This is a genomic window from Pseudomonas sp. LjRoot277 (assembly GCF_964253845.1).
GTDB lineage: Bacteria > Pseudomonadota > Gammaproteobacteria > Pseudomonadales > Pseudomonadaceae > Aquipseudomonas.
Map to the genome: position 1 here is coordinate 1,090,507 of NZ_CAXURI020000001.1, position 24,034 is coordinate 1,114,540.

Below are 24,034 nucleotides of genomic sequence, written 5' to 3' on the forward strand. Positions count from 1 at the left end.
GTCAGATCGCTGTGCCGAGTTGGAAGATGGGCAGGTACATTGCAACCACCAGGCCACCGACGATAACACCCAGCACCACCATAATGAACGGCTCCATCAGACTGGTGAGGTTATCGACCATGTTGTCCACTTCGTCCTCATAGAAGCTCGCGACCTTGTCGAGCATATCGTCCAGCGCGCCGGACTCTTCGCCAATCGCGGTCATCTGGATCGCCATATTCGGAAAAATGCCGGAGGCACGCATGGAGAAGTTCAGTTGCATCCCAGTGGATACGTCCTGCTTGATGCGCAGCACCGCGCGCTTGAACACGATGTTGCCGGTAGCGCCGGCCACCGAATCCAGGGCTTCCACCAGTGGCACACCTGCCGCAAAGGTAGTCGACAGCGTGCGGGCGTAACGGGCCACGGCGGATTTGTACATCAGCGTGCCAATCAGCGGCAATTTCAGCAGCCAGGTGTCCATTCGATCCCGAAAGGTTTGCGACGTTTTAAACGCGTGGCGCACACCGAAGATGGCCGCGATCAGCACGCCGAGCATCGCCCACCACCAGTCCTGCATGAACTCCGAGAGGCCGATGACCATCACCGTGAAGGCTGGCAATTCGGCACCAAACCCTTTGAACACCGATTCGAACTGCGGCACCACTTTGACCAGCAGAATCCCGGTCACAATGATCGCGACGAACACCACTGCCAGTGGGTAGGTCATGGCTTTCTTGATCTTGGCCTTGAGGCTTTCGCTTTTTTCCTTATAGGTCGCCACTCTCTCCAGCAGGGTATCGAGGGCACCGGCCTGCTCGCCAGCATCGACCAGGTTGCAGTAGAGCTCATCGAAATACTGAGGCTTTTTGCGCAGGGAGGCGGCGAAGCTGTTACCCGCCGCGACTTCCTGTTTCACCTCGTCAATCAGTGTGCGCATGGCCGGGTTATCGAAGCCTTCACCGATGATGTCGAAAGACTGCAACAGCGGTACGCCGGCCTTCATCATGGTCGCCATCTGCCGGGTGAACAGGGCGATGTCCTGGGCCTTGATGCGCTTGCCCAGGTTGAAAATCGAGGTGGACTTCTTGCGTACCTTGCCGGGGGTGATGCCCTGCTTGCGCAATTGGGCCTTGATCAACGCCGGATTCTGACCGCTCAATTCGCCCGTCATTTTGGTGCCTTTGCGGTCTGTGCCTTCCCAGGCATAGACGCTGATTTTTGCTGCTTTGACCGCCATATTCAGTCCTTGGTGACCCGGTTGATTTCTTCAAGGCTGGTGATGCCTTGCATGGCCTTGAGCAAGCCTGACGTGCGCAGGTCGTTGAAGCCGTCTTTACGCATTTGACTGTCGATTTCCAGTGAATTGCCTTCGGCCATGATCAGCCGTTGCAGGTCCTGTGTGTTCTTCACCACTTCGTAAATCCCGACTCGGCCTTTGTAACCGCCGTTGCACTGATCGCAACCGACAGGCTCATAGATCGTGAATGAGCCGATGCGTTCCTCGGGGAAGCCTTCCCTGAGCAGCGCCTCCCGGGGAATATCGATGGGTTTCTTGCACTGGCTGCACAACTTGCGTGCCAGGCGCTGGGCAATGATCAGGCTGATCGAGGTGGCAATGTTGAAACCCGCAATGCCCATGTTGTGCAGGCGAGTCAGGGTTTCGGCGGCGCTGTTGGTGTGCAGGGTCGACAGCACCAGGTGTCCGGTCTGGGCGGCTTTAATGGCGATTTCGGCGGTTTCGAGGTCGCGGATCTCGCCGACCATGATCACGTCCGGGTCCTGACGCAGAAACGAGCGCAGCGCCTGGGCGAAATCCATTCCCTGTTTGGGATTGACGCTGACCTGGTTGATGCCCTCCATGTTGATCTCAACCGGGTCTTCGGCGGTGGAGATGTTGATGTCCACGGTGTTGAGAATGTTCAGCCCGGTGTAGAGCGACACGGTCTTGCCCGAGCCGGTGGGCCCGGTCACCAGAATCATCCCCTGTGGCTGCTTGAGGGCGGCCATGTACAGGTCTTTCTGATCGGGCTCATAGCCGAGGGCGTCGATGCCCATTTGAGCGCTGGACGGGTCGAGGATCCGGATCACCACTTTCTCGCCCCACAGGGTCGGCAGGGTATTGACCCGAAAGTCGATGGATTTGCTCTTGGACAGGCGCATCTTGATCCGCCCGTCTTGAGGCCGACGCCGTTCGGAGATGTCGAGGCTGGCCATGACTTTCAGCCGCGCGGCGATGCGATTGGCCAGGTGAATCGGTGGCTTGGCGACTTCACGCAAGATACCGTCGGTGCGCATCCGCACGCGGTAGGTTTTTTCGTAGGGCTCGAAATGCAGGTCGGAAGAGCCGCTTTTGATCGCATCCAGCAGCATCTTGTGGACGAAGCGCACCACGGGCGCGTCATCGGCATCCTGTCCGGCGATGGCGTCTTGCTTGTTGTCATCGATCGACTCGATGTCCACGCCATCGAGGTCAACGTCGGCCATGTCTTCCAGGCCGGTGCCTTGGGTGTCGAAGAATTTTTCGATGGCGTCGCTGAGCTTGTCTTCCTCCACCAGGATGGCTTCGGTATTCAGCCCGGTACTGAACTGGATGTCATTGATGGCTTGATGATTGGTCGGGTCGGAAACGCCCACAAATAATTTGTTGCCGCGCCGCCAGAGGGGCAGGGCGTGGTGCTGGCGAATCAGCTTCTCGCTGACCAGACCCTTGGGTTGGGTTTCCTTGTCCAGACAGTTGAGGTCGAGCAAGGCCATGCCGAAGTGTTCCGAAGCGATCTCGGCGACCTGGCGACTCTTCACCAGTGTGTTCTGCACCAGATAACTGACCAGGGATATTTTGTTGCGTTGGGCTTGCTGATACGCCTGTTGCGCGCTTTTGTCAGTGAGCAGCTCGGCCAGGACCAATTGCTTGGCCAGACCGCTAAGGGCGATGTCATTCATTGGGATACCGGACGCAGACAGTTCATGACTTATAGCCTAGTCAAGGGAAGGAACCAAACCAGCGGCGTTCAGGTGACAAAAAGTGTCAGATAGTGCGGATTCTGGGGGTAGGAAAGGGCGTTGCACTCGCCTCACGTCCCCGCCAACAGGGGGCGCGGCGCTTTGGCATGGGCTGTGCTGCGGCTAGTTCAGATCATGAGATTTCGACTCATGCATGGAGCTTGTCTATGAAGACTCAAAAAGGTTTTACCCTGATCGAGCTGCTGATCGTGGTGGCGATCATCGGGATTCTGGCGACGTTTGCGTTGCCGATGTACTCCAAATATCAAGCGAAGGCCAAGGTCACCGCTGGCCTGGCAGAGATTTCGGCGTTGAAAGTGCCATTTGAAGAACTTATGAATAACGGGACCAGTCCGGCGAATGTGGCGGCAATTGGTGGGGCTGCCACAACTTCAAACTGCACGGTGACAGCGTCCGGTACAGCCACGGATGGTGCTGGGACCATTGTTTGTACGATCGTTAACGCGCCTGCACCGGTTTTAGGCAAGACGGTCACGCTGACGCGCTCGACGACTGGCTGGGTTTGCACCAGCAACGCTCAGCAGGACTTCTTGCCTAAAGGTTGCACCGGTTCGGCAACATAACTGCTCGGCAGTTTTCTTGAAAGGCAAAGCCCCGCCCTGAAAAGCGGGGCTTTTTGTTAGAAGGACACCCTCCAATTTCGAAAAACAAGAAAATCCCGACAATTCATGGCCTTAGGCCTGCGGTAAAACCCGCAACTTGCATGTCGATAATTTTGAAGTCATGCATTTTGCATGAATCCGAAAATCAGGTGTTTTTATAAGCTATTGATTTATATGTATTTATTGTCTGTCTCAAAGTTGGCATAGCGTTCGCAATATCTCCAGTAACCCTGCTGACAAGACACGCAGCAGACTTTATGAAAAACAGGAGTTACTCGTATGAAGAAGTTCGCTATCGCTGCCGCTACTGCTACCGCGCTGACCCTGACCATGGCCAACGCTGCATTTGCTCAAACCCAAGCCACTCAAGCACCTATGATGCTGGCCGCTGGTGAGGTTACTGAAGCGAAAGAGGATGTTTCCGATACCTGGATCACCACCAAAGTCAAAACAGACCTGGTGACTGAAAAAGGCATTCCTGGTACCGACATCAAAGTCGAAACCAACAAAGGCGTAGTGTCTCTGTCGTCTACCGTTGCGGTAACTGACGCTCAGAAAGCCACCGCCGTGGCGATCACCAAGAAAATCAAAGGCGTCAAAGCGGTCTCCGCTGACGGCCTGAAAGCCGAGTAAGGCAAGGCTTCTCGCCTGGACTGGGAGAAGGCGCGGCAGACGGGCCGAGCAATACGTCTGCCGCCTCAGGAGAGTTCATGCGAAAGGCCATAAGGATGTGGCCATTACAGGCCCCGGCATTCGTGTCAGGGGCCTGTTCTATTTTTGAGCGACGCAAAACAAAATGTGGGAGCGGCGGTGCGACGATTCGACTTGCTCGCGAAAGCGGTGTGTCAGTCCACATCAATGTTGTATGTGAGTCCGCATTCGCGAGCAAGTCGAATCGTCGCACCGCCGCTCCCACATTAGGGTTGTGGTGGGTTCAGTTACCGCGCTTGCTGGTGATCTGCTTCAAACGATTACCTTCAAAACGCAGGTACTGGTACATCCCGCCGTTGGGCCCGTAGGTCCATTCCTCGACTTGAAACTCTTCCCGTCGGTTAGCGCTGCGCTTGTAGCCCAACAGATCACGGCTGACCGGTTCTCCGCATTTCTGCAACACTTCGCTGGACCTGTCCCCGACACTGACCAATTGACTGCCGCAGCGCAGGGTATCGGCTGCCGAGGCCTGACTGGCGGCCATCGCCAGAGCCAGGCTCATCAGCCATTTCGCGCCCATCACTCGGCGTCCAGATGCAGTGGCGTAACCACCCGACCGTCACTTTCCGCCTCGCCGAGGTTAGCGTCGATGAAGTACACGCGGTCATCGGCCAACTGACCCTTGTCGACCAGATAGTCCTTGATGCTGCTGGCGCGTTCCTGACCCAACTGACGCAACAGCACGTCGCTGGAACTCCAGAACTTGATCACGCCTTCGCGCATTTTTACCGTGCGTTCTTCCTTGCCAAGATCCTTCCATTCGGCGGGTGGCTGCGTCTTCAGGCGCGTGCGATAGATCCCTTCCAGCAGCGGACCTTTCTCGTTATCCGGTACTTCCAGCAATGAAGCCTGAGCCGGCACCTTGTCACCGCGACGCTGGAGCATTTTGTAGTAGTTGTACTGGAATTCCCGCTCCAGACGTTGCTCGGCGATCAGCGGGCCATCACTGCTTGCAGCCGCCGTGCCTTCGATTTCCAGGCGCAGGGCCGGACGTTCCTTGAGGGCCTGGGACAGTTTCACCAGCGAACCCTCGGCATCCTTGCTCAGGTCGCTTGAGCCTGGGGCGAACGACACAGTGCCCAAATCTTCTGAACCACCGCCACTGACCAGCCCGCCAATCATTTTGAAGGGCGCCGCGGCGGCCTTCACGATCAGGTTGCGCAGGGTCTGCCAGATGATAGGCATGACACTGAATTGCGGGTTGTTCAGGTCGCCGCTCACCGGCAGCTCGATGGAAATCTTGCCGTCGACATCCTTGAGCAACGCGATCGCCAGCTTCAGCGGCAGGCTCACGGCGTCTGGGCTGTCGACCTTTTCACCCAGTTGCAGCTGCTCGACCACCACTTTGTTTTCGGCCAGGAGTTGGCCGTTGGTGATCTTGTAATGCAGGTCGAGATTGAGGCGGCCCTTGCGGATGCGGTAACCGGCGAACTTGCCGGAGTAGGGCGTGAGCGTGGTCAGTTCAACACGTTTGAAACTGGTGGCGATGTCGAGGCTGGCCATCGGGTCGAACGGGTTGACGGAGCCCTTGATGGTGACCGGTGCATAACGGTCGACCTTGCCTTTGATATCGACGCTGGCCGGTTTCGCCTGACGGCTGTCGATGGTGCCAATTTGCCCATTGAGCTGTTGAATGGCCGTGGCGAAATTCGGGGTCAGGCTGAAGTCGGCGAAGTTGGCCGAGCCGTCATTGATGGCAATGCCGCCAATGTGGATGCCCAGCGGTTTTTCCTTGCTGGCAGGTTTGGCCTCAGCAGTTTTGGCGCCTGAGTCGGGCGGTTGCGGAATCAGCAGATCATCGATATTGGTGGTGCGGTCATCGTTGATCATGAAGCGCGCATAAGGCTGGAACAGGTTGACCTTGTCGATCGACAGGCTGTCGCCGTGCTGATAGTTCAGGCCTTCAAGCACCAACTGCTGCCACTTGAGGAAGTCGCGGGTTTTGAGGGTGTCGAGGGTATGCAGTTGATCGACCTGAGCACGGCCGGTGACGCTGAATGCCAGCGGCTCGGTGCTTTTCAGATCGACCGCCAGATCACTGCCGAGCATGCCGCTGCGCAGTTCCAGGCGAATGAACGGGGTGATGTAGGACTGGGCGACGCGCAGGTCGATGTCCTTGGTTTGTACGTTTAACCTGGCGCTGACCGGGGCGAGATTGACGATACCGTCTGCCGTGATCTTGCCTTGCTTGCCCACGCCCGTATCGAGCTTGAGGTTAAAAGGCGAGCCATTGAGGCTATCGAAATTCTGCAGGTCCAGGTTCAACGGGCCGACATCCAGCGCTACGGCGGGTTGCGCCTTGCGGTCAGCCAGATGCACTTGGTAATTGCGCAGTTGCACGTCTTTGAGCAGCACTTGCCATGGCTTGCTCGGTGGCGTCGGTTCGGGTTTCGGTGAATCGGCGGCTGCCGGCGTGCTGGCCGGCTCGGCCTTGGCTTTGACGGCTTCTTTGGACGGTTGGCTGGCGAACAGTTTCTGCCAATCGAGTTGCCCGTCGGCTTCGAGGGCGGCCCAGGTTTCCAGTTTCTGGCTGCGGATCTTGCCGACGACCACTTGCTGCTTGGCCAGGTCCACGGTGGTGTCACTGATGTCCAGCCGCTCAAGCTTCGCCAGCGGTCGACCGTCTGGTGCTTTGATCGCAAACGGCGCGATGCTGACGGCGACGTTGCTCAACAGCAGCTCGGTCTCCTTGGCCAGGTTCAGTTTGTAGTCGGTGCTCAGGCTGAGGACGCCGTCTTCAAGCACCAGTGGCACCGCGTCACGCACATAGGGCCAAAAGGATTTCATCTTGCCATCGGTGATCTTCAGCTTACCTTCGGAGGCGATCGGGATCAGGCTGAAATTGCCGGTCCAGTCGATCTGTCCACCTGCCGGGCCGATGGCCACCAAGGTCATGTCGGCACTGTCTTCAGGCAGGGTACTGAGGTTTTTCAGTTCGAAGTCGAGTTTGTCGTAGAGGAATTCGATGGGTTCGCTGGGGCGTTGATCCTGGAAGTGCACGACACCGCCGGCCAGTTTGATCCGCTCGATGCGCAACGGGAACGGTTTGGCGTTCGGGTCGGCCGGGGTCGGTTCACTGGCGGGGATTTTGAACAGGCCAAGCAGATTGAGCTTGCCGTCCTTGCCGAAGAGGATTTCGGTCTTGGGTTTGTCTATTTCGATATCGGACAGGTGCAGCGCCTTGGTCCAGAGGCTGTCGATCTGCAAGTTTGCATACAGTCGCTCGAAGCCGACCTGCTCCTTGCCCGGCTCGCCGATGATCAGGCCCCACAGGGTCACTTCAAGGCTGAACGGGTTGAGTTCGATCCTCTGAATCGTCGCGGGCGTCGTTGCGTAATTGGCCAATTGTTGATTGGCCACCCGCAACGCGATGCCCGGAAAAATCAGAAACCCCAGCAGGCTGTAGAGGGCTAGAGCGGTCAACAGAGCGCCAATAGCGCGAATCAATCCTTTGGGCATGTGTGGCTTCATCTGTCTGAATCGGAGTGCGTTGGAGTATGGCACGCGTTTCCGGTTCCGAAGTGATCAAGCTTTATAGGAATTATCTGATTTTCCGGACAAATCTCAGAGTTGCAGAATCAGGGTTTTTAGCGGCGGCTGCTCATCCATTGACGGAAAATCGCCGCCCGGTTTCATCACTGTCCATTCACGAACTGGACGACCGGCTTTCTCTGCACAACGCAAAACCTGCTCACGCCAATCGTCCATGCTGACTTTTGCCAGGTTGTTGCAGCAGATCAGCACGCCATTGTCGGCGGTGGTCAGCAATGCCGGCTTCAGCAGGCTTTGATAGTCGCGCAGCAAGTCGACGGTGCCGAAAGCGCTCTTGGCCCAGGCTGGCGGATCCAGCAGCACCAGGTCGTACTGACGCTGTTCCAGACGCTGATAGCTCGGCAGTTTTTGCCCGCGGCGCAGGCTGATCGGCAGGCCGGCCAACTGGCGGATGGCCGGGAAGTAGTCGGACTGGATGAAGTCCATGGTCGGCAACTGCGGATTGAGCAGGCCGTTCTCACGGCCGACAGCCAGGTTGCCTTCAGCGAAGTCGAGGTTGCAGACTTCGCTCGCGCCACCGGCCGCAGCACTCAGGCCGACGCCACAGGTGTAGGCGAACAGGTTCAGCACACTTTTGTTTTTACTGTGCTGTTTGACCCAGCCGCGCGTGTTGCGCAGGTCGAGGAACAGCAGCGGATCCTGGCCGGCGTGACGGCCGCGAACCCGGTAATTCAAGCCCCATTCGTGACCGATCAAGTCTTGCAGGGCGGCTTCGTCGGCGCGGTAGACGGTGTCTTCACGGTCAATGCGCGAGTTGCCACGGGAGCGATCGTTGTAGACCAGCAGCGTTTCGAGGCCCAGGTGCTGATTGATGGTGTCATGCAGTTGCAGCAGCGCATCTCGTTCCAGCGACTGGTGAAAGCTTTGCACCAGCAATTGCGGGCCGTAGCGGTCGATCGTCAGGCCGCCGGCGCCTTCCTGGCTGCCGTGGAACAGGCGATAGCAATCGGTGCCTTGCTGATGCAGTTCGGCCAGCAGGTCTTGGCGACGATCGAGGGCGGCGCGCAGCGCCTGATTCAAGGAAGACATGCTGGGCGCCTTGCAGGAGGGAATTTGGCGCGGGAGTTTAACAGCATTGCACCTGTGGCGAGGGAGCTTGCTCCCGCTCGAGTGCGAAGCGCTCGCAAAATCTTCGACAAGTACAGAGGTTATGGGGCCGCTTCGCAGCCCAGCGGGAGCAAGCTCCCTCGCCACAGATAACCGACATTCAGCGTTATTTTGTGTAGGGCCTGAGCTCAGGTGAGCAAACCCATCCGTCGTTTGGCCCGGTGCGCCGAGCCGTTACGCACCGCCCAGCGCAGCATCGGCACGCTGCGATTGACGCTGGCGCGGATCAGCTTGCGTTGCAGCGGGCTCTGGCTGACGCCAAGCATGTCACTGGCCCAGTCCGGCAGCAGGTCGATCCCGGCCTTCATCATCAAACCGCCGAAAGGTCTGGCCAAACGGCTGGGGGACGGGGCGTTCAACAACAGCCGTAACACCTCTCGACTGCGCTCATCGCACAGTAGCTGTGGGCGAATGCGTTCAAGGTAATCGGCAATTTCCTGCCGCGAACGCGGCACGTCACGGGCGCCGAGCCGTTCGGCGACCAGCGCGATTTCCGCGTAGTAACGGTCCTGATCAGCAAGGGAAAGGTTCGGATTGCGGTAACGCAAATGGGCCGCGAGGAAGTTGCTGACTTCGGCCACGTGCACCCAGGTCAACAGATCGGGATCGCTGGCGGCGTAGGGCCGGCCATCTGGTGCCGTGCCGGTCACTTGCAGGTGGATGGTGCGGACTTTCTCGATCAGCCAGTCGGCGTCCTTTCGCGAACCGAAGGTGGTGCCGGAAATGAACTGCCCGGTGCGGCGCAGTCGGCCGAGCATGTCCTCGCGAAAATTCGAATGGTCCCAGACCCCGGCCAGGGCCAGTGGATGCAGTGCCTGCAGCATCAGGGCGCTGATGCCGCCGATCAGCATGCTGCTGAAGTCACCATGCACTTGCCAGCTCACCGAATCGGGGCCGAACAGGCCGGGATCGCCCTTGGGGTTTTCCAGGTCGAGCTTGCCCAGCGACAGACCGGTCAGGCTCATGATCTGGGTTTCGATACGGGTTCGGATGAATTCCATGGCGACTCAGTGGCGGAAAAGGAGGCGCGGCCATTAACGGCCGCGCAGGCTTTTGAAACAAGCGATTATTGGTTCAGGCGTTTATCGACCAACTCCTGGACCACGCTCGGGTCGGCCAGGGTCGAGGTGTCGCCCAGGCTGTCCAGTTCGTTGCAGGCGATCTTGCGCAGAATGCGCCGCATGATCTTGCCCGAACGGGTTTTCGGCAAGGCCGGCGCCCACTGGATCAGGTCCGGTTTGGCGAAGCTGCCGATTTCCTCGCTGACGTGAGCGAGCAGTGCTTTCTTCAGTTCGTCACTGGGTTCGGTGCCGTTCATGGGGGTGACGAAGGCGTAGATGCCCTGGCCCTTGACGTCGTGGGGGTAACCGACCACCGCCGCTTCGGCGATGCTGTCGTGCAGCACGAGCGCGCTTTCCACTTCCGCGGTGCCGATGCGGTGCCCGGAGACGTTGATCACGTCGTCAATGCGCCCGGTGATCCAGTAATCGCCGTCCTCATCGCGCCGTGCGCCGTCGCCGGTGAAGTAGTAACCGGGGTAGGGCTTGAAGTAGGTGTCGACCATTCGTTGCGGGTCGCCGTAGACGCTGCGGATCTGCGCCGGCCAGCTGGACTTGATCGCCAGCACGCCGCTGCCGGCGCCTTTGATTTCCTTGCCCACTTCATCGAGCAGCACCGGTTGCACGCCGAACATTGGTTGCGTGGCGCAGCCGGGTTTGATTCGTTGAGCGCTGACCAGAGGGCTGAGCATGATGCCCCCGGTTTCGGTCTGCCACCAGGTATCGACGATCGGACAACGCTGTTCGCCGACGGCATTGAAGTACCACTCCCACGCTTCCGGGTTGATCGGCTCACCGACAGTGCCGAGTAATCTGAGGCTTGCGCGGGAGGTTTCCTTCAACGGTTCGGGGCCTTCACGCATCAGGGAACGCAGGGCGGTCGGGGCGGTATAGAAAATGTTCACATGGTGCTTGTCGATCACCTGCCAGAAGCGCGAGCCGCTCGGGTAGCTCGGTACGCCTTCGAAGATCAGCGTGGTCGCGCCGTTGGCCAGCGGACCGTAGACGATGTAACTGTGGCCGGTGACCCAGCCGACATCGGCGGTGCACCAGAAAACTTCGTCGTCGCGGTAGTCGAGCACGTACTTGAAGGTCATCGCCGCTTGTAGCAGATAGCCGCCGGTGGTGTGCAGCACGCCTTTGGGTTTGCCGGTGCTGCCGGAGGTGTAGAGGATAAACAGCGGGTCCTCGGCGTCCATCGGTTCAGGCGGGCAATCGTCGCTGACGTCGCGCAGCGCCTGGTGATACCAGATGTCCCGGCCCTCGACCCAGTCCACTTCGCCTTGGGTGCGCTCGACCACGATGACGGTGCTGACGTTCGGGCAACTGTGCAGCGCCTTGTCGACTTTCTGCTTGAGCGGCACGACTTTACCGCCGCGCACGCCTTCATCGGCGGTGATCACGGTGTGGCAGTCGGCATCGAGAATCCGGTCACGCACAGAGTCCGGAGAGAAACCACCGAACACCACCGAATGCACCGCACCAATGCGCGTGCAGGCGAGCATGGCGTAGGCAGCTTCGGGGATCATCGGCATGTAGATGCACACGCGGTCGCCTTTCTTCACGCCACGGCTTTTGAGCACGTTGGCCAGGCGACAGACGTTGTGATGAAGTTTTTTGTAGCTGATCTGCGCGGATTCGGCGGGGTCGTCGCCTTCCCAGATGATCGCGATTTGATCGCCGCGCTTTTCCAGGTGACGGTCGATGCAGTTGTAACTGACATTCAACTTTCCGCCGGCGAACCAGCTCGCCTCACCGGTTTTCAGGTTATAGCGCTGGACGGTATCCCACGGCTTACTCCAGTCGAGAAAGCGTGTGGCCTGTTCGGCCCAGAAGGTGCTGGGATGTTCGATGGACTGGCGGTACAGGCGCTTGTAGTCGTCTTGACTTAATTGTGCAGCCCGGCGGACGGCATCGGCTTGGGGGAACGTGCTGATATCGAACATGACGGTTCCTTATTCTTGTTTTGCGACAAGTAATAAAGATGCGCCGAGTAGCGAAAGGGTTCAAGCCAGACACAAAACCAATGTGGGAGCGGGCTTGCTCGCGAAGGCGGTGGGTCAGTCGACATAAATGCTGAATGACAAACTGCCTTCGCGAGCAAGCCCGCTCCCACAGGGTTAGCCGCGGTGACGGCCGCGGAAGTAGTTGATCAGGCCTTGGGTCGAAGCATCGTCAGCCGGGGTTTCTTCGCTGCCGACCAGGCGGTTGTAGACGCCTTTGCCCAACTCTTTACCCAGCTCCACGCCCCACTGGTCGAAGGCGTTGATGCCCCAGATCACGCTTTGCACGAAGACTTTGTGTTCGTACATCGCCACCAATGCGCCTAGACGACGCGGGCTGATGCGTTCGACCACCAACGTATTGCTCGGACGGTTGCCCGGGATCACCTTGTGAGGCGCGATTTTTTGCACCTCTTCTTCGCTCATGCCTTTGTCGCGCAACTCGGCTTCGGCCTCGGCAAGGGTCTTGCCCAGCATCAGCGCCTGGCTTTGCGACAGGCAGTTGGCGTACAGCCACTGGTGGTGGTCGGACACCGGGTTGAAGCTGACGATCGGCACGATGAAGTCGGCCGGGATCAGTTGAGTGCCCTGGTGCAGCAACTGGTGATACGCATGCTGACCGTTGCAGCCCACGCCACCCCAGATCACCGGGCCGGTGTCAGTGGAGACCGGAGTGCCGTCCTGACGCACGCTCTTGCCGTTGGATTCCATATCCAGCTGTTGCAAATGCTTGGTGATGTTGCGCAGGTAGTGGTCGTACGGCAGGATCGCGTGGCTTTGCGCGCCCCAGAAATTTCCGTACCACACGCCGAGCAGGGCCAGCAGCACCGGCATGTTCTGATCGAACGGTGCGCTCTGGAAATGCTGGTCCATGGTGTAGGCACCGGACAGCAGTTCCTTGAAGTTCGACATGCCGATGGCCAGCGCGATTGGCAAACCGATGGCCGACCACAGCGAGTAACGGCCGCCAACCCAGTCCCACATCGGGAAGATGTTTTCTTCGCGGATCCCGAATGCCACAGCCGCTGCATTGTTGCTGGAGACGGCGATGAAGTGACGATACAGCTCGGCTTCAGAACCACCCTGAGCCAGGTACCAGGCGCGTGCGGCCTGGGCATTCTTCAGGGTTTCGAGGGTGTTGAAAGATTTCGACGAAACGATGAACAGCGTGGTTTCGGCGCGCAATTTCATGGTCAGTTCGTGGAACTCACTGCCGTCGATGTTCGCCAGGTAATGGCAGCGCACGCCTTTCTGGGCGTAGGACAGCAGCGCTTCGGAGACCAGCTCCGGGCCGAGGAACGAGCCACCGATGCCGATGTTCACCACGTCAGTGATCGGCTTCTCGGAGTAACCACGCCACAAACCGTCGTGGATACGGCCCACGAGGTCGGTGATCTGGTTCAGGACCTTGTGCACTTCCGGCATCACGTTGACGCCGTTGACCTTCAGCTTGTCGCCGACCGGACGGCGCAGGGCGGTGTGCAAGGCCGGACGACCTTCGGAGGAGTTGACGATTTCGCCTTCGAACAGCGCTTTGATCGCGCCCTGGAGGTCGACTTCGTTGGCCAGGCCCACCAGCAGATCGCGGGTCTGAGCGTTGATCAGGTTCTTCGAGTAGTCGAGAAACAGGCCGCAGCTGCTGAGGGTGAATTGGGTAAAACGCTGCGGATCGGCATTAAAGGCTTCGCGCATGCTGAAATCTTGCATGGCTTGGCGGTGGTCATTCAACGCTTGCCAGGCGGGCAGAGCGGTAACGTCTTGAGGGGTGCGGTAATACGCCATCGCTGCGGGTTTCCTTTTTACTTGAACGGCCTTTTGAACACTAAAAGTACCGGAGCGCTGTGGGTGGGCGTCCGGTCAACTGCGTCGACACGATTTCATGACACAGGGCGAATACAGTAAACCTCGCGCTGCGATCTGTCTTGACTTTGTCTGACCCGTTCCCGGTACTTTTTTATACATCGAGCAGGGAACGGTCCGACAAACGGAAGGGGGAGGGGCTAAGACTGGATCAGGCAACCTGAACCGGAATGGCATTGCTGGTATGGCTCAGTTCATTACCTGGCGCCATGTAGAGCATGCGTGGCTTGAAGTTGAGCAGCTCGGCTTCGCTGTAGTGGGCGTATGCACAGATGATCACGCGATCACCGACCTTGGCCTTGTGCGCTGCGGCACCGTTGACCGAGATCATGCGCGAACCTTCTTCGCCACGAATCGCGTAGGTGGTGAAGCGTTCACCATTGTCGACGTTGTAGATCTGGATCTGTTCGTACTCACGGATGCCAGACAGGTCCAGCCATTCGCCGTCGATGGCGCAAGAACCTTCGTAATCGAGTACAGCGTGGGTGACTTCGGCGCGATGCAGCTTGGCCTTGAGCATGATGGCGTGCATGAGTGTTTCCCCAGGTCGGAATCGAACGGCGGGCATTGTGCCCAAAGGCTTGAGGGCCAGCAATACGGTGTTTGGAGTCACCGCCGACCCAATGTGGGAGCGGGCTTGCTCGCGAAAGCGGTGTGTCATTCAGCATTGATGCCTACTGATCCACCGCAGTCGCGAGCAAGCCCGCTCCCACAGGGGTATTGCAGCGTTCAGGCGGATGCGTCGAGGTTCAGGTGCAGGTTATCGATCAACCGCGTAGTGCCCAGGAACGCTGCCACCAGAATCACCAGATCCCGATCTTGCGCAGTCGCCGGGCGCAAGGTCAGCGCATGACGAATTTCCAGATAGTCAGGACGCAAACCAGCGGCTTCAAGCTGCTTGATCTGCGCACCGATCAACGCCGGGAAATCCCGTTCGCCCTGTTTGATCGCGTCGGCAATCTGGCTCAAACCGCGATACACAACCGGCGCAACGGCCCGCTGTTCTTCGCTGAGGAAACCATTGCGCGACGACAGCGCCAGGCCATCGGCTGCACGTACCGTCGGTTCGCCGATGATCTGGATCGGCATGTTCAGGTCATGCACCAGGGCGCGGATTACCGCCAGTTGCTGGAAGTCTTTCTGGCCGAAGATCGCCAGGTCCGGCTGAACCATGTTGAACAGCTTGGTGACCACCGTCGCCACACCTTCGAAATGCCCGGGACGGCTGGCGCCGCAGAGGCCTTCGGAGAGTTGCGGAACGCTGACGCGGGTCTGGCCGACCATGCCGTCGGGGTACATTTCTTCAACGGTCGGCGCGAACAGCAAGTGGCAACCGGCCTGGAGCAGCTTCTCCTGATCGGCTGCGAGGGTGCGCGGGTACTTGTCGAGGTCTTCGCCGGCGCCGAACTGCAGCGGGTTGACGAAAATGCTCGCGACCACGAAATCCACCCGTTGGGTGGCTTTGGTCACCAGTGCCACATGACCGCTGTGCAGGTTGCCCATGGTCGGCACGAAGCCGATGCGCTTGCCTTCACTGCGGGCACGGGCCACGGCGGCCCGCAATTCGCGTACGGTTTTTACGGTGTTCATGCAGAGAATCCGTGTTCGATACCAGGGAAAGTCGCCGCTTTGACTTCAGTGACGTACGCACCGAGCGCCGCTTGAATGTTTTGTTGCCCGGCCATGAAGTTCTTTACGAACTTCGGCACACGGCCAGTGATCGACAGGCCGAGCATGTCGTGCAGAACCAGTACCTGGCCGTCGGTGCCACTGCCGGCACCGATGCCGATCACCGGGATTTTTACCGCCTGGGTGATCTCTTCGGCCAGTTCGCTCGGTACGCATTCGAGCAATAACATCGACGCGCCGGCCTGTTCCAGGGCGATCGCATCGGCACGCATCTGCCGCGCCTGGTTTTCGTTGCGACCCTGGACTTTATAACCGCCGAGGATGTTCACCGATTGCGGTGTCAGCCCCATGTGCGCGCACACCGGGATACCGCGTTCGGCCAGCAGACGGATCGAGTCCGCCAGCCACAACGCACCTTCAACCTTGACCATGTGCGCACCCGCCTGCATCAACAGGGCACTGTTGATCATGGCTTGTTCGGTGGTGGCGTAGGCCATGAAGGGCAGGTCGGCGAGGATCAATGCATCGGTGTTACCGCGTTTGACGGACGCCACGTGGTAAGCCATTTCAGCGGTGGTGACCGGCAGGGTGCTGTCGTGACCTTGCAAAACCATGCCAAGGGAGTCGCCCACCAGCAGCACTTCGATGCCAGCCTCATTGCAGGCGTGGGCGAAGGTCGCGTCATAGCAGGTCAGCATGGTGATCTTTTCACCTTTTTGCTTGAGACCTTGCAGAGTGGTCAGGGTGATGGCTGGCATGAAAAGTTCCTCATTCAGGCGCTGTGGAAACTACTGCGAGTAACGCGCGTGATTCTTCGTTAAATACAGGCGCACGGTCTGTTGTCGTGCTTTTAAGGCCTGGATTGCGCCCTTCAACGCCGTGTCGGCGGCAGCGGGACGCCTATAGTCGTGAGGAGAACTCGGGAAGTCAATTGTGTGTGTTACCGCATTGTTACGTGTGGGGTGTTACCGGGGTAACTGATGCGATTCAGCAACTACCGATCTCATGTTCGACACAAAACCAATGTGGGAGCGGGCTTGCTCGCGAAGGCGGTGTGTCAGTTAATATTGATGCCGAATGGCACGCCGCCTTCGCGAGCAAGCCCACTCCCACAGGGGATTTACATTAATTCGGAGGGAGACGCTCCAACCCGACGAACGGGCAGGCAGCGAGCAAATCACTCAGGCTGCGGCCATCGGCCACACGCAAATCCGCAGGCGCCAGTTCGGCCAGTGGATAGAGAACGAAAGCTCGTTCCTGCATATGGTAGTGAGGCACCTTGAGGCGAGGTTCATCGATCAGTCGATCACCGAACAGTACGATGTCGAGATCCAGCGTTCGCGGCCCCCAACGTTCAAGGCGCTCGCGGCCCTGTCCGTTCTCGATGCCTTGCAACGCATCAAGCAGCTCCAGTGGCGGGAGCGTGCTGTCGAGGGCGGCAACCGCGTTGGTATAACGCGGTTGGCCGGGCAGCAGCGAGTCGCTCTGATAAAACCCGGAAACCCCGATCAGTTCGGTCTGCGGCAACTGCGCCAGGGCGTCGACGGCGCAGCGCAATTGTTCGGCGGGGTCAGCCAGATTGCTGCCCATGCCGATGTAGATGCGTTCCATGGATTACTCGCCCGTGGCGCTCGGTGCGCCGGCGGTGCGTTTGCGCTTGGCGCCACCGCTGCGGCGACGCTTGCGGGGGGCGCCAGTGCCATCATCCTTGCCGCTGAGGTCGCGGATCATGTCGCGACGTTCGCTGTCGTTGGCGTCCTGATAATCCGTCCACCATTCGCCCAGGCCATCAGTCTGCTCGCCGGCGCTTTCGCGCAGCAGCAGGAAGTCGTAACCGGCACGGAACCGTGGGTTGTCCAGCAACAGGTCGGCGCGCTTGCCGCTGCGGCGTGGCAGACGCTCTTGCATGTCCCAGATCTCGCGGATCGGCATGGTGAAGCGTTTCGGAATCGCGATGCGCTGGCACTGTTCGGCGATCAGTTCATGAGCCGCTTCCTGCATCGCCGGAATCGGCGGCATGCCACGCTCTTGCAGGCGCAACACACGGGCCGGCAGGGCAGGCCAAAGCAGGGCCGCAAACAGGAACGCCGGGGTCACCGGTTTGTTCTGTTTGATCCGCAGATCGGTGTTGATCAACGCGTCGCTGATCAGTGTGTGGGTATAGGTCGGGTTGTATTCCAGCGCCTCGGCACTGGCCGGGAACAGCGGATCGAACAGCTGCAGGTCGACCAGCATCTCGAAGGTGTCCGCGGCATGGCCGGAGAGGAACAGCTTGAGCACTTCTTCGAACAGGCGGGCCGATGGAATCTCGCGCAGCATCGGCGCCAGCTCACGGATTGGCGCGGCGCTGTGTTTTTCGATGCCGAAATTCAGCTTGGCGGCGAAACGCACGGCTCGCAGCATCCGTACCGGATCTTCCTGGTAGCGTTGCTTCGGGTCGCCGATCAGGCGGATCAGGTGATTGCGGATGTCGTGTACGCCGTTGGCGTAGTCGAGGATGCGCTCGCTGACCGGATCGTAATACAAGGCGTTGATGGTGAAGTCGCGGCGTTGCGCGTCTTCTTCCAGCGTGCCGTAGACGTTATCGCGCAGGATGCGCCCGCTCTCGTTGCGCGAGGACTGGTTGCTGTCTTCCTCTTCATCGTTTTGCGGGTGATTGGCGCGGAAGGTCGCGACTTCAATGATTTCGCGGCCAAAGTGGATGTGCACCAGCTTGAAGCGACGACCGATGATCCGCGCGTTGCGGAATTCGGCCCGAACCTGTTCAGGCGTGGCACTGGTGGCGACGTCGAAGTCTTTTGGCGTGATGCCGAGCAGCATGTCACGCACGCAGCCGCCGACCAGGTATGCCTGGTAACCGGCGTTCTGCAGGCGTTCGACGATGTTCACCGCGTAGCGACTGAATTGGGCCTTTTGCAGCGAATGTTGGCCGCTGTTGAGCACTTCAGGCGTACTGCGAATGTGTTGCGTATGACGCTTGGGAGAACGGAATGACTGGAACAGCTTCTTCAGCATGGGATGCACTGTTTGAAGGAATGTTCGGCCAAAACGAAGAATGACCGCATGATGGGCGGGGATTCTAGCATTTAGTCGGGGGATGGTGTAGGAAGCTGCGCAAGCGCTTTAAGCAGGGGTTTGTACGCTTGGACATGTAGCAGCTGCCGAGCAGCGCGAGGCTGCGTTCGGCGGCGAAGCCGTCGTAAAACCTGAGATTGCGGTGTGTCAGAAGAAACCGGTTGCCTGTATTGCGACTGCTCCGCAGTCGATCGCAGCCTCGCGTTGCTCGACAGCTGCTACAAAGTGCCGCTACAAGGGCTAAACGGCAGAAACTACAAGGGGAGCCGAAGCTCCCCAAGAAAGTAGTTGCATGCTCTATTTTTATTTTTGATTCGGGCTTTTTGTTTTTGTTAAGTGCCCTCGCCATGAAGTTTTTCCTTCATGACCCTCCCAATCGGGAGCCAAGAGCAAACGGATTGCTTTGGTCGCTGTGTTGCAGTGATCTTGCGATCCAACCAGTGCAGGCTCTGTCTTGTGACAGTTTTTATTGTTCTCGGCCTGGTCGTGGGGCAAGCCCCAAATACAACGCCTCTCCAAAAGAATCAGTTAGCTGCGCCTCTCGCCGTCTTGTTTTTATTGTGCGTGAGTCGATACGTCTTATTTTTATTGTCTTGTGCATTGCTTGTTATTGTTCTTGTACTAAACATATAGCAGGGTGCGTGCCAACTTTTGCGAGGCCTAGCAAAACAAGGGGTTAGGCCGGCTGATGAGGTTTTCAGAGGCCAAAAAAAGCCGGGGCTTCGTTACCGTAAGCCCCGGCTTCTGTTACGTGAAAAAGGTGAGGTAACAGTTTTTTAACCCTGTCACGTGTTACCTGCGCATCAGACAGGTGACGTTCAGCTCTCGCTGGCCACTCCGGTCTTGCGCCGCGGAATGCCCAGGCGCTGACGGCGTTCCCACAGGCATTTGCGACTGACACCGAGTTTGCGCGCCAACTCGGTTTCGGTCATGTGGTCCTGATGCTCGAGAACGAAGTGCTGGAAGTAGTCTTCCAGTGACAGGTCTTCGGTAGGCTCATGGCTATTGTTACCGGTGGCGCTGCCCTGTTGTGGGGGCAGGCCGATGAAATCGTCATCGTCCAGATCGCTCAGTTCGATGTCGATCCCCAGCAGCTCAGCGGAAATCTCCGGGCTCTCGCACAGGATGACCGCACGTTCTACGGCGTTTTCCAGCTCTCGAACATTACCCGGCCAGGAGTAATGACGAATCGCCTGCTCGGCATCCGGGGCGAACTTCAGGTCGGTGCGGTTGACCCGCGCGCTCTGTCGCGCCAGGAACGCATTGGCAATTTCGTTGACGTCGGCGCCACGTTCGCGCAGGGCCGGCAGTTTCAGGGCGATCACGTGAAGGCGGTAATACAGGTCTTCACGGAACTGGCCGATTTTCGCCAGGCTCTTGAGGTCCCGGTGAGTCGCGGCGATCAGGCGTACATCGACTTTCTGTGACTGCACCGAACCCACACGACGAATTTCACCTTCCTGCAGTACGCGCAGCAGGCGGGCCTGGGCTTCCAGTGGCAGTTCGCCGATTTCGTCGAGGAACAAGGTGCCGCCGTCCGCGGCTTCTACCAGGCCGGCACGCCCGGCGCTGGCGCCAGTGAACGCGCCTTTTTCGTGGCCGAACAGTTCGGACTCGATCAGGCTTTCCGGAATGGCCGCGCAGTTCACCGAAATCATCGGCGCCTTGGCACGTTTGGACAGGTTGTGCAGGGCACGCGCCACCAGTTCTTTACCGGTGCCGGATTCGCCCTGAATCAAGACATTGGAGTCGGTTGGCGCGACTTTGCGGATCTTGCTGTACAGATCCTGCATCGGCGGGCAGGAGCCGATGATGCCGATTTCGCCGTTGTTGTTGCTGGCGCCCGGTTTCGCGGCGCCGTTGCCGGCTTTGCCGACGGCAGGTTCGCCGCTGGCTTGCACCGATTGCCGGTCACGCAGGATTCGCGCGACAGCCTGGAGCATTTCGTCATGATCGAAAGGCTTGGCGATGTAATCCACCGCACCCATCTTCATCGAGTCGACCGCCGAACGCAGGCTGGCGTAGCTGGTCATGATCAGCACCGGAGTGCCCTGGCCGAGTTTGATCAACTCGGTGCCAGGCGCGCCAGGCAGACGCAGGTCGCTGACGATCAGGTCGAACGTGGGAATGGTGAAGCGTTCTTGTGCTTCCTGCACTGAACCGGCTTCGCTGACCTGGTACTGGTTACGTTCCAGCAGGCGGCGCAAGGCGGAGCGGATAATTGTTTCGTCTTCGACGATCAAAATGTGCGGCATTGATTCGATACTCTCGACGGTCTCAGTTCACAGCGGACGTCGCTTCGACATGACGCGGCAAGGTCACCCGGATACGGGTGCCGCGTTGGCTTTGAACATCAGCCGGGCTGTCGATGGTGATTTGTCCATAATGCTCTTCAACGATGGAATAGACCAGTGCAAGGCCCAGACCGGTGCCTTCGCCAGGATCCTTGGTGGTGAAGAAAGGTTCGAACAATCTATCCATGATGTTCTTCGGAATACCGCTGCCTTCGTCTTCCACGATCAAGTCGACCGTGTGTTCGCCGGCTTCGCTTTTGACCCGCACCGCACTGCCGGGAGGCGAGGCGTCGCGGGCGTTTGAGAGCAGGTTGATCAGTACTTGTGCAAGCCGCTGCGGGTCGCCTTCGACCCAGTGATCGGGATCGCACAGGTTGTAGAACTGCACTTCGAAATTGCGTCGGTTCAGGGCCAGCAAACCGATGGCATCCTGAGCCACTTCGGCCAGACAGACGGGCTCGTCGCTGTGCTGATGACTGCCGGCGTGGGCGAAGCTCATCAGCGACTGAACGATGCGCGACACGCGTTTGGTCTGCTCCAGGATCTGCCCGCTGATTTCCTTCAGCTCGCCATCGTCTTCGCGCTCTTCTCGCAGGTTCTGCGCCAGGCAGGCGATGCCGGTGATCGGGTTGCCGATTTCATGGGCCACGCCGGCGGCGAGTCGGCCGATGCTGGCCAGGCGCTCGGAGTGCACCAGTTTGTCTTCAAGCATCTGGGTTTCGGTCAAGTCTTCCACCAGCAACACCAAGCCGCTGTTACCCGGTGCGAGCGGTTCATCGATCGCCGCTTTGTGCAGGTTCAGCCAGCGGGTCTGGCCGTCGAGCGCCAGGTGCTGTTTGTGCAAATGCTCGTCCGGCAGATTGATGAAGCCTTGCAGCAGCTCTTTCCAGGGATCGGCAATAGTGCTCAGCCGCGAACCAACCACACGCTGCGCGGCAATCCCGGTCAGCTCCTCCATGGCCTTGTTCCACATGAGGATTTCCTGATCCTTGGCCAGCGAGCAAACGCCCATCGGCAACTCCTGCAGGGTCTGGCGGTGATAGCGGCGCAGGGCATCGAGTTCGGCGGCAAGCCCGGTCAGGCGCGAGTGGTAATCCTCGAGGCGACTTTCGATGAAGTGGATGTCTTCGGTGACGTAGTTTTCGCCGCCGGCCTTATAAGGCAGGAATGTCTCGACCATGTCCTGAGCCACGCTCGGCCCCATCAAGCCGGAGAGGTTGGCTTCGATACGGTCGCGCAAGCGGCGCAAGGCGTAAGGCCGACGCTCATCGAAAGGCAGATAGAGGTCGCGCAGGGCCTGTTCGACTTCTTTTTGCGCCGCTTTCGCGCCCAATGGTTTTGCAAGCTGTGTGGCGAATTCCTGAGGGGAGGCGGCGTGCAGTTCGCGGCGTTGCGGCCGGCGCACGTTGTCCACGGCGCAGGCTTCGGCGGCGCTGGCCTCTTCGCTGCTGGCGTTGGTGAACAGCGAGATCAGGGTGAACATCAGCACGTTGGCCGCCAGCGAGGCGATCGCCGCCATGTGCCAGCTGGTGTCGTCCAGCACGTAGATCATGTTCAGCAGCGGTATGTAGAAGCCCTGCAGATTGCCGACCAGTGGCAGCAGCATGGTCACCAGCCACACCAGAATCCCCGCGAGCAAACCGGCGATGAAACCGCGGCGGTTGGCGGTCGGCCAGTACAGTACCGACAGTACGCCCGGCAGGAATTGCAGGGTGGCGACGAAGGCGACGATGCCCAGATTCGCCAGATCCTGTTCCGCGCCCAGCAGCAGGTAGAAACCGTAACCGGCCATGATGATCGCGACGATCAGCGCCCGGCGGGTCCACTTCAGCCAGCGGTAGATATTGCCTTCGGCCGGCGGCTGATAGAGCGGTAGCACCAAGTGGTTCAGCGCCATCCCGGACAGCGCCAGGGTGGTGACAATGATCAACCCGCTGGCCGCCGACAATCCACCGACATAGGCCAATAGCGCCAGGGCCTTGTTGTTGGCGGCGATGCCGATACCCAGCGTGAAGTATTCCGGGTTGGTGGTGGCGCCGAGTTTCAGTCCGGCCCAGAGAATCAACGGTACCGCCAGGCTCATCAACAGCAGGAACAGCGGCAAGCCCCAGCTCGCACTCACCAATGAGCGCGGGTTGAGGTTTTCGGTAAATGTCATGTGGTACATGTGCGGCATCACGATCGCCGAGGCGAAGAACACCAGCAGCAACGTGCGCCATGGGCCTTCCTGCAATGGCGTGTGCAGGGCGGCGAGGGCAGTCTGGTTTTGCAGCAGCCACAGTTCCAGCTGTTGCGGGCCATCGAACACGCCGTACAGCGCATAGAGGCCAACACCGCCGATGGCGATCAGTTTGATCACCGACTCGAAAGCAATCGCGAACACCAGGCCTTCGTGTTTCTCGCGGGTGGCGATGTGGCGCGAGCCAAAGAAAATCGTGAACAGCGTAATCAGTGCGCAGAAGCTCAGGGCCACGCGATGTTGCACCGGCTCGCGGGTGAGGATGCCGATGGAGTCGGCCACCGCCTGAATCTGCAACGCCAGCAACGGCAACACGCCGATCAGCATGAAAATTGTCGTCAGTGCACCGGCCCAGGTGCTGCGGAAACGAAACGCGAACAGGTCGGCCAGAGACGAGAGTTGATAAGTGCGGGTGATTTTCAGGATCGGATACAAAAGCACCGGTGCCAGCAGAAAGGCGCCGGAGACGCCTAGATAGCTGGACAAAAATCCGTAGCCATACTGATAGGCCAGGCCCACCGTGCCGTAAAACGCCCACGCACTGGCATACACGCCCAGCGACAGGGTGTACGTCAGCGGGTGGCGAATGATCGCCCGGGGGATCATGCCCCGTTCGCTGACCCAGGCTACGCCGAACAGCACCGCCAGGTACGCGGCGCTGATCAGGATCATCTGGGTCAGGCTAAAGCTCATCGGCATCTTTTTGGCTCTGCAGGATGAAGGTCACGACGATCAGAATCAGCCAGAGCAGATAAGGGCGATACCAGGCGCCAGTGGCGTCGATCCACCAATCCATGATGGCCGGGGAGAACAGATAAATCCCCACTACCAGGAGCAGGACCAAGCGATAGATGTACATCCCGGCCTCTCTTTTTTATGCGCGTGCCCGAAAACGTGCGGC

Annotated in this window: 18 protein-coding genes; 2 read left to right on the forward strand and 16 right to left on the reverse strand. The window is 59.1% G+C overall.

Going from position 1 to position 24,034, the window contains the following annotated elements:
- Nucleotide 1: 1 nt before the first annotated feature.
- Together ACSQ87_RS05195 and pilB are read right to left on the reverse strand one after the other, a co-directional pair.
- Entirely contained in the window at nucleotides 2–1,219 is a 1,218-nt protein-coding gene (locus ACSQ87_RS05195; protein ID WP_223433608.1) for a type II secretion system F family protein, read from the reverse strand.
- Between the two features lie 2 nt (nucleotides 1,220–1,221).
- The gene (gene pilB, locus ACSQ87_RS05200) at nucleotides 1,222–2,922 is read right to left on the reverse strand and encodes a type IV-A pilus assembly ATPase PilB (RefSeq protein ID WP_223433607.1); all 1,701 of its coding nucleotides are present in this window, start codon (nucleotides 2,920–2,922) and stop codon (nucleotides 1,222–1,224) included.
- Between the two features lie 227 nt (nucleotides 2,923–3,149).
- On the opposite strand from pilB, the gene ACSQ87_RS05205 reads away from it, so the two are divergent.
- Nucleotides 3,150–3,566, forward strand: a complete 417-nt coding sequence (locus ACSQ87_RS05205; protein ID WP_436273477.1) for a pilin — start codon at nucleotides 3,150–3,152, stop codon at nucleotides 3,564–3,566.
- 318 nt (nucleotides 3,567–3,884) lie between these two features.
- Nucleotides 3,885–4,238 (forward strand): BON domain-containing protein, encoded by a 354-nt coding sequence (locus tag ACSQ87_RS05210; protein WP_223433605.1) that lies wholly within the window; start codon nucleotides 3,885–3,887, stop codon nucleotides 4,236–4,238.
- 301 nt (nucleotides 4,239–4,539) lie between these two features.
- On the opposite strand, the gene ACSQ87_RS05215 is transcribed toward ACSQ87_RS05210, so the two are convergent.
- The 14 genes from ACSQ87_RS05215 to ACSQ87_RS05280 all read right to left on the reverse strand — a co-directional run bounded on the left by ACSQ87_RS05215 (nucleotide 4,540) and on the right by ACSQ87_RS05280 (nucleotide 23,992).
- The gene (locus tag ACSQ87_RS05215; protein WP_123367810.1) at nucleotides 4,540–4,836 is read right to left on the reverse strand and encodes a DUF2845 domain-containing protein; all 297 of its coding nucleotides are present in this window, start codon (nucleotides 4,834–4,836) and stop codon (nucleotides 4,540–4,542) included.
- Nucleotides 4,836–7,787, reverse strand: coding sequence for a DUF748 domain-containing protein (locus ACSQ87_RS05220; RefSeq protein WP_436273478.1), 2,952 nt, complete (start codon nucleotides 7,785–7,787; stop codon nucleotides 4,836–4,838). Before ACSQ87_RS05220 ends, ACSQ87_RS05215 begins: the two co-directional genes overlap by 1 nt.
- A 93-nt stretch (nucleotides 7,788–7,880) precedes the next feature.
- Nucleotides 7,881–8,897, reverse strand: coding sequence for a class I SAM-dependent rRNA methyltransferase (locus ACSQ87_RS05225; RefSeq protein WP_223433603.1), 1,017 nt, complete (start codon nucleotides 8,895–8,897; stop codon nucleotides 7,881–7,883).
- Between the two features lie 206 nt (nucleotides 8,898–9,103).
- Nucleotides 9,104–9,976: an oxygenase MpaB family protein gene (locus tag ACSQ87_RS05230; protein ID WP_436273479.1), complete on the reverse strand. Its 873-nt coding sequence runs from the start codon at nucleotides 9,974–9,976 to the stop codon at nucleotides 9,104–9,106.
- 65 nt (nucleotides 9,977–10,041) lie between these two features.
- Entirely contained in the window at nucleotides 10,042–11,979 is a 1,938-nt protein-coding gene (acs, locus tag ACSQ87_RS05235) for an acetate--CoA ligase (protein WP_223433601.1), read from the reverse strand.
- Nucleotides 11,980–12,153: 174 nt separating this feature from the next.
- Nucleotides 12,154–13,818: a glucose-6-phosphate isomerase gene (pgi, locus tag ACSQ87_RS05240; protein WP_223433349.1), complete on the reverse strand. Its 1,665-nt coding sequence runs from the start codon at nucleotides 13,816–13,818 to the stop codon at nucleotides 12,154–12,156.
- Nucleotides 13,819–14,047: 229 nt separating this feature from the next.
- Complete coding sequence (panD, locus tag ACSQ87_RS05245) at nucleotides 14,048–14,428, reverse strand: aspartate 1-decarboxylase (protein ID WP_003228271.1); 381 nt, start codon at nucleotides 14,426–14,428, stop codon at nucleotides 14,048–14,050.
- A 197-nt stretch (nucleotides 14,429–14,625) separates the two neighbouring features.
- On the reverse strand, nucleotides 14,626–15,486 hold the full coding sequence (gene panC / locus ACSQ87_RS05250; RefSeq protein WP_223433348.1) for a pantoate--beta-alanine ligase: 861 nt from the start codon (nucleotides 15,484–15,486) through the stop codon (nucleotides 14,626–14,628).
- Entirely contained in the window at nucleotides 15,483–16,283 is an 801-nt protein-coding gene (gene panB, locus ACSQ87_RS05255; protein ID WP_436273480.1) for a 3-methyl-2-oxobutanoate hydroxymethyltransferase, read from the reverse strand. The genes panC and panB overlap by 4 nt, the downstream gene beginning before the upstream one ends.
- 367 nt (nucleotides 16,284–16,650) lie before the next feature.
- A complete protein-coding gene (gene folK, locus ACSQ87_RS05260) occupies nucleotides 16,651–17,136 on the reverse strand; it encodes a 2-amino-4-hydroxy-6-hydroxymethyldihydropteridine diphosphokinase (protein ID WP_436273481.1) in 486 nt (161 codons plus the stop codon).
- A gap of 3 nt (nucleotides 17,137–17,139) precedes the next feature.
- On the reverse strand, nucleotides 17,140–18,540 hold the full coding sequence (locus ACSQ87_RS05265) for a polynucleotide adenylyltransferase PcnB (RefSeq protein WP_223433345.1): 1,401 nt from the start codon (nucleotides 18,538–18,540) through the stop codon (nucleotides 17,140–17,142).
- 878 nt (nucleotides 18,541–19,418) lie between these two features.
- Nucleotides 19,419–20,855, reverse strand: a complete 1,437-nt coding sequence (locus tag ACSQ87_RS05270) for a sigma-54-dependent transcriptional regulator (RefSeq protein WP_150658158.1) — start codon at nucleotides 20,853–20,855, stop codon at nucleotides 19,419–19,421.
- A gap of 22 nt (nucleotides 20,856–20,877) precedes the next feature.
- On the reverse strand, nucleotides 20,878–23,832 hold the full coding sequence (locus tag ACSQ87_RS05275; RefSeq protein ID WP_191623603.1) for a sensor histidine kinase: 2,955 nt from the start codon (nucleotides 23,830–23,832) through the stop codon (nucleotides 20,878–20,880).
- The gene (locus tag ACSQ87_RS05280) at nucleotides 23,816–23,992 is read right to left on the reverse strand and encodes a hypothetical protein (RefSeq protein WP_003176118.1); all 177 of its coding nucleotides are present in this window, start codon (nucleotides 23,990–23,992) and stop codon (nucleotides 23,816–23,818) included. Before ACSQ87_RS05280 ends, ACSQ87_RS05275 begins: the two co-directional genes overlap by 17 nt.
- Nucleotides 23,993–24,034 lie beyond the last annotated feature (42 nt).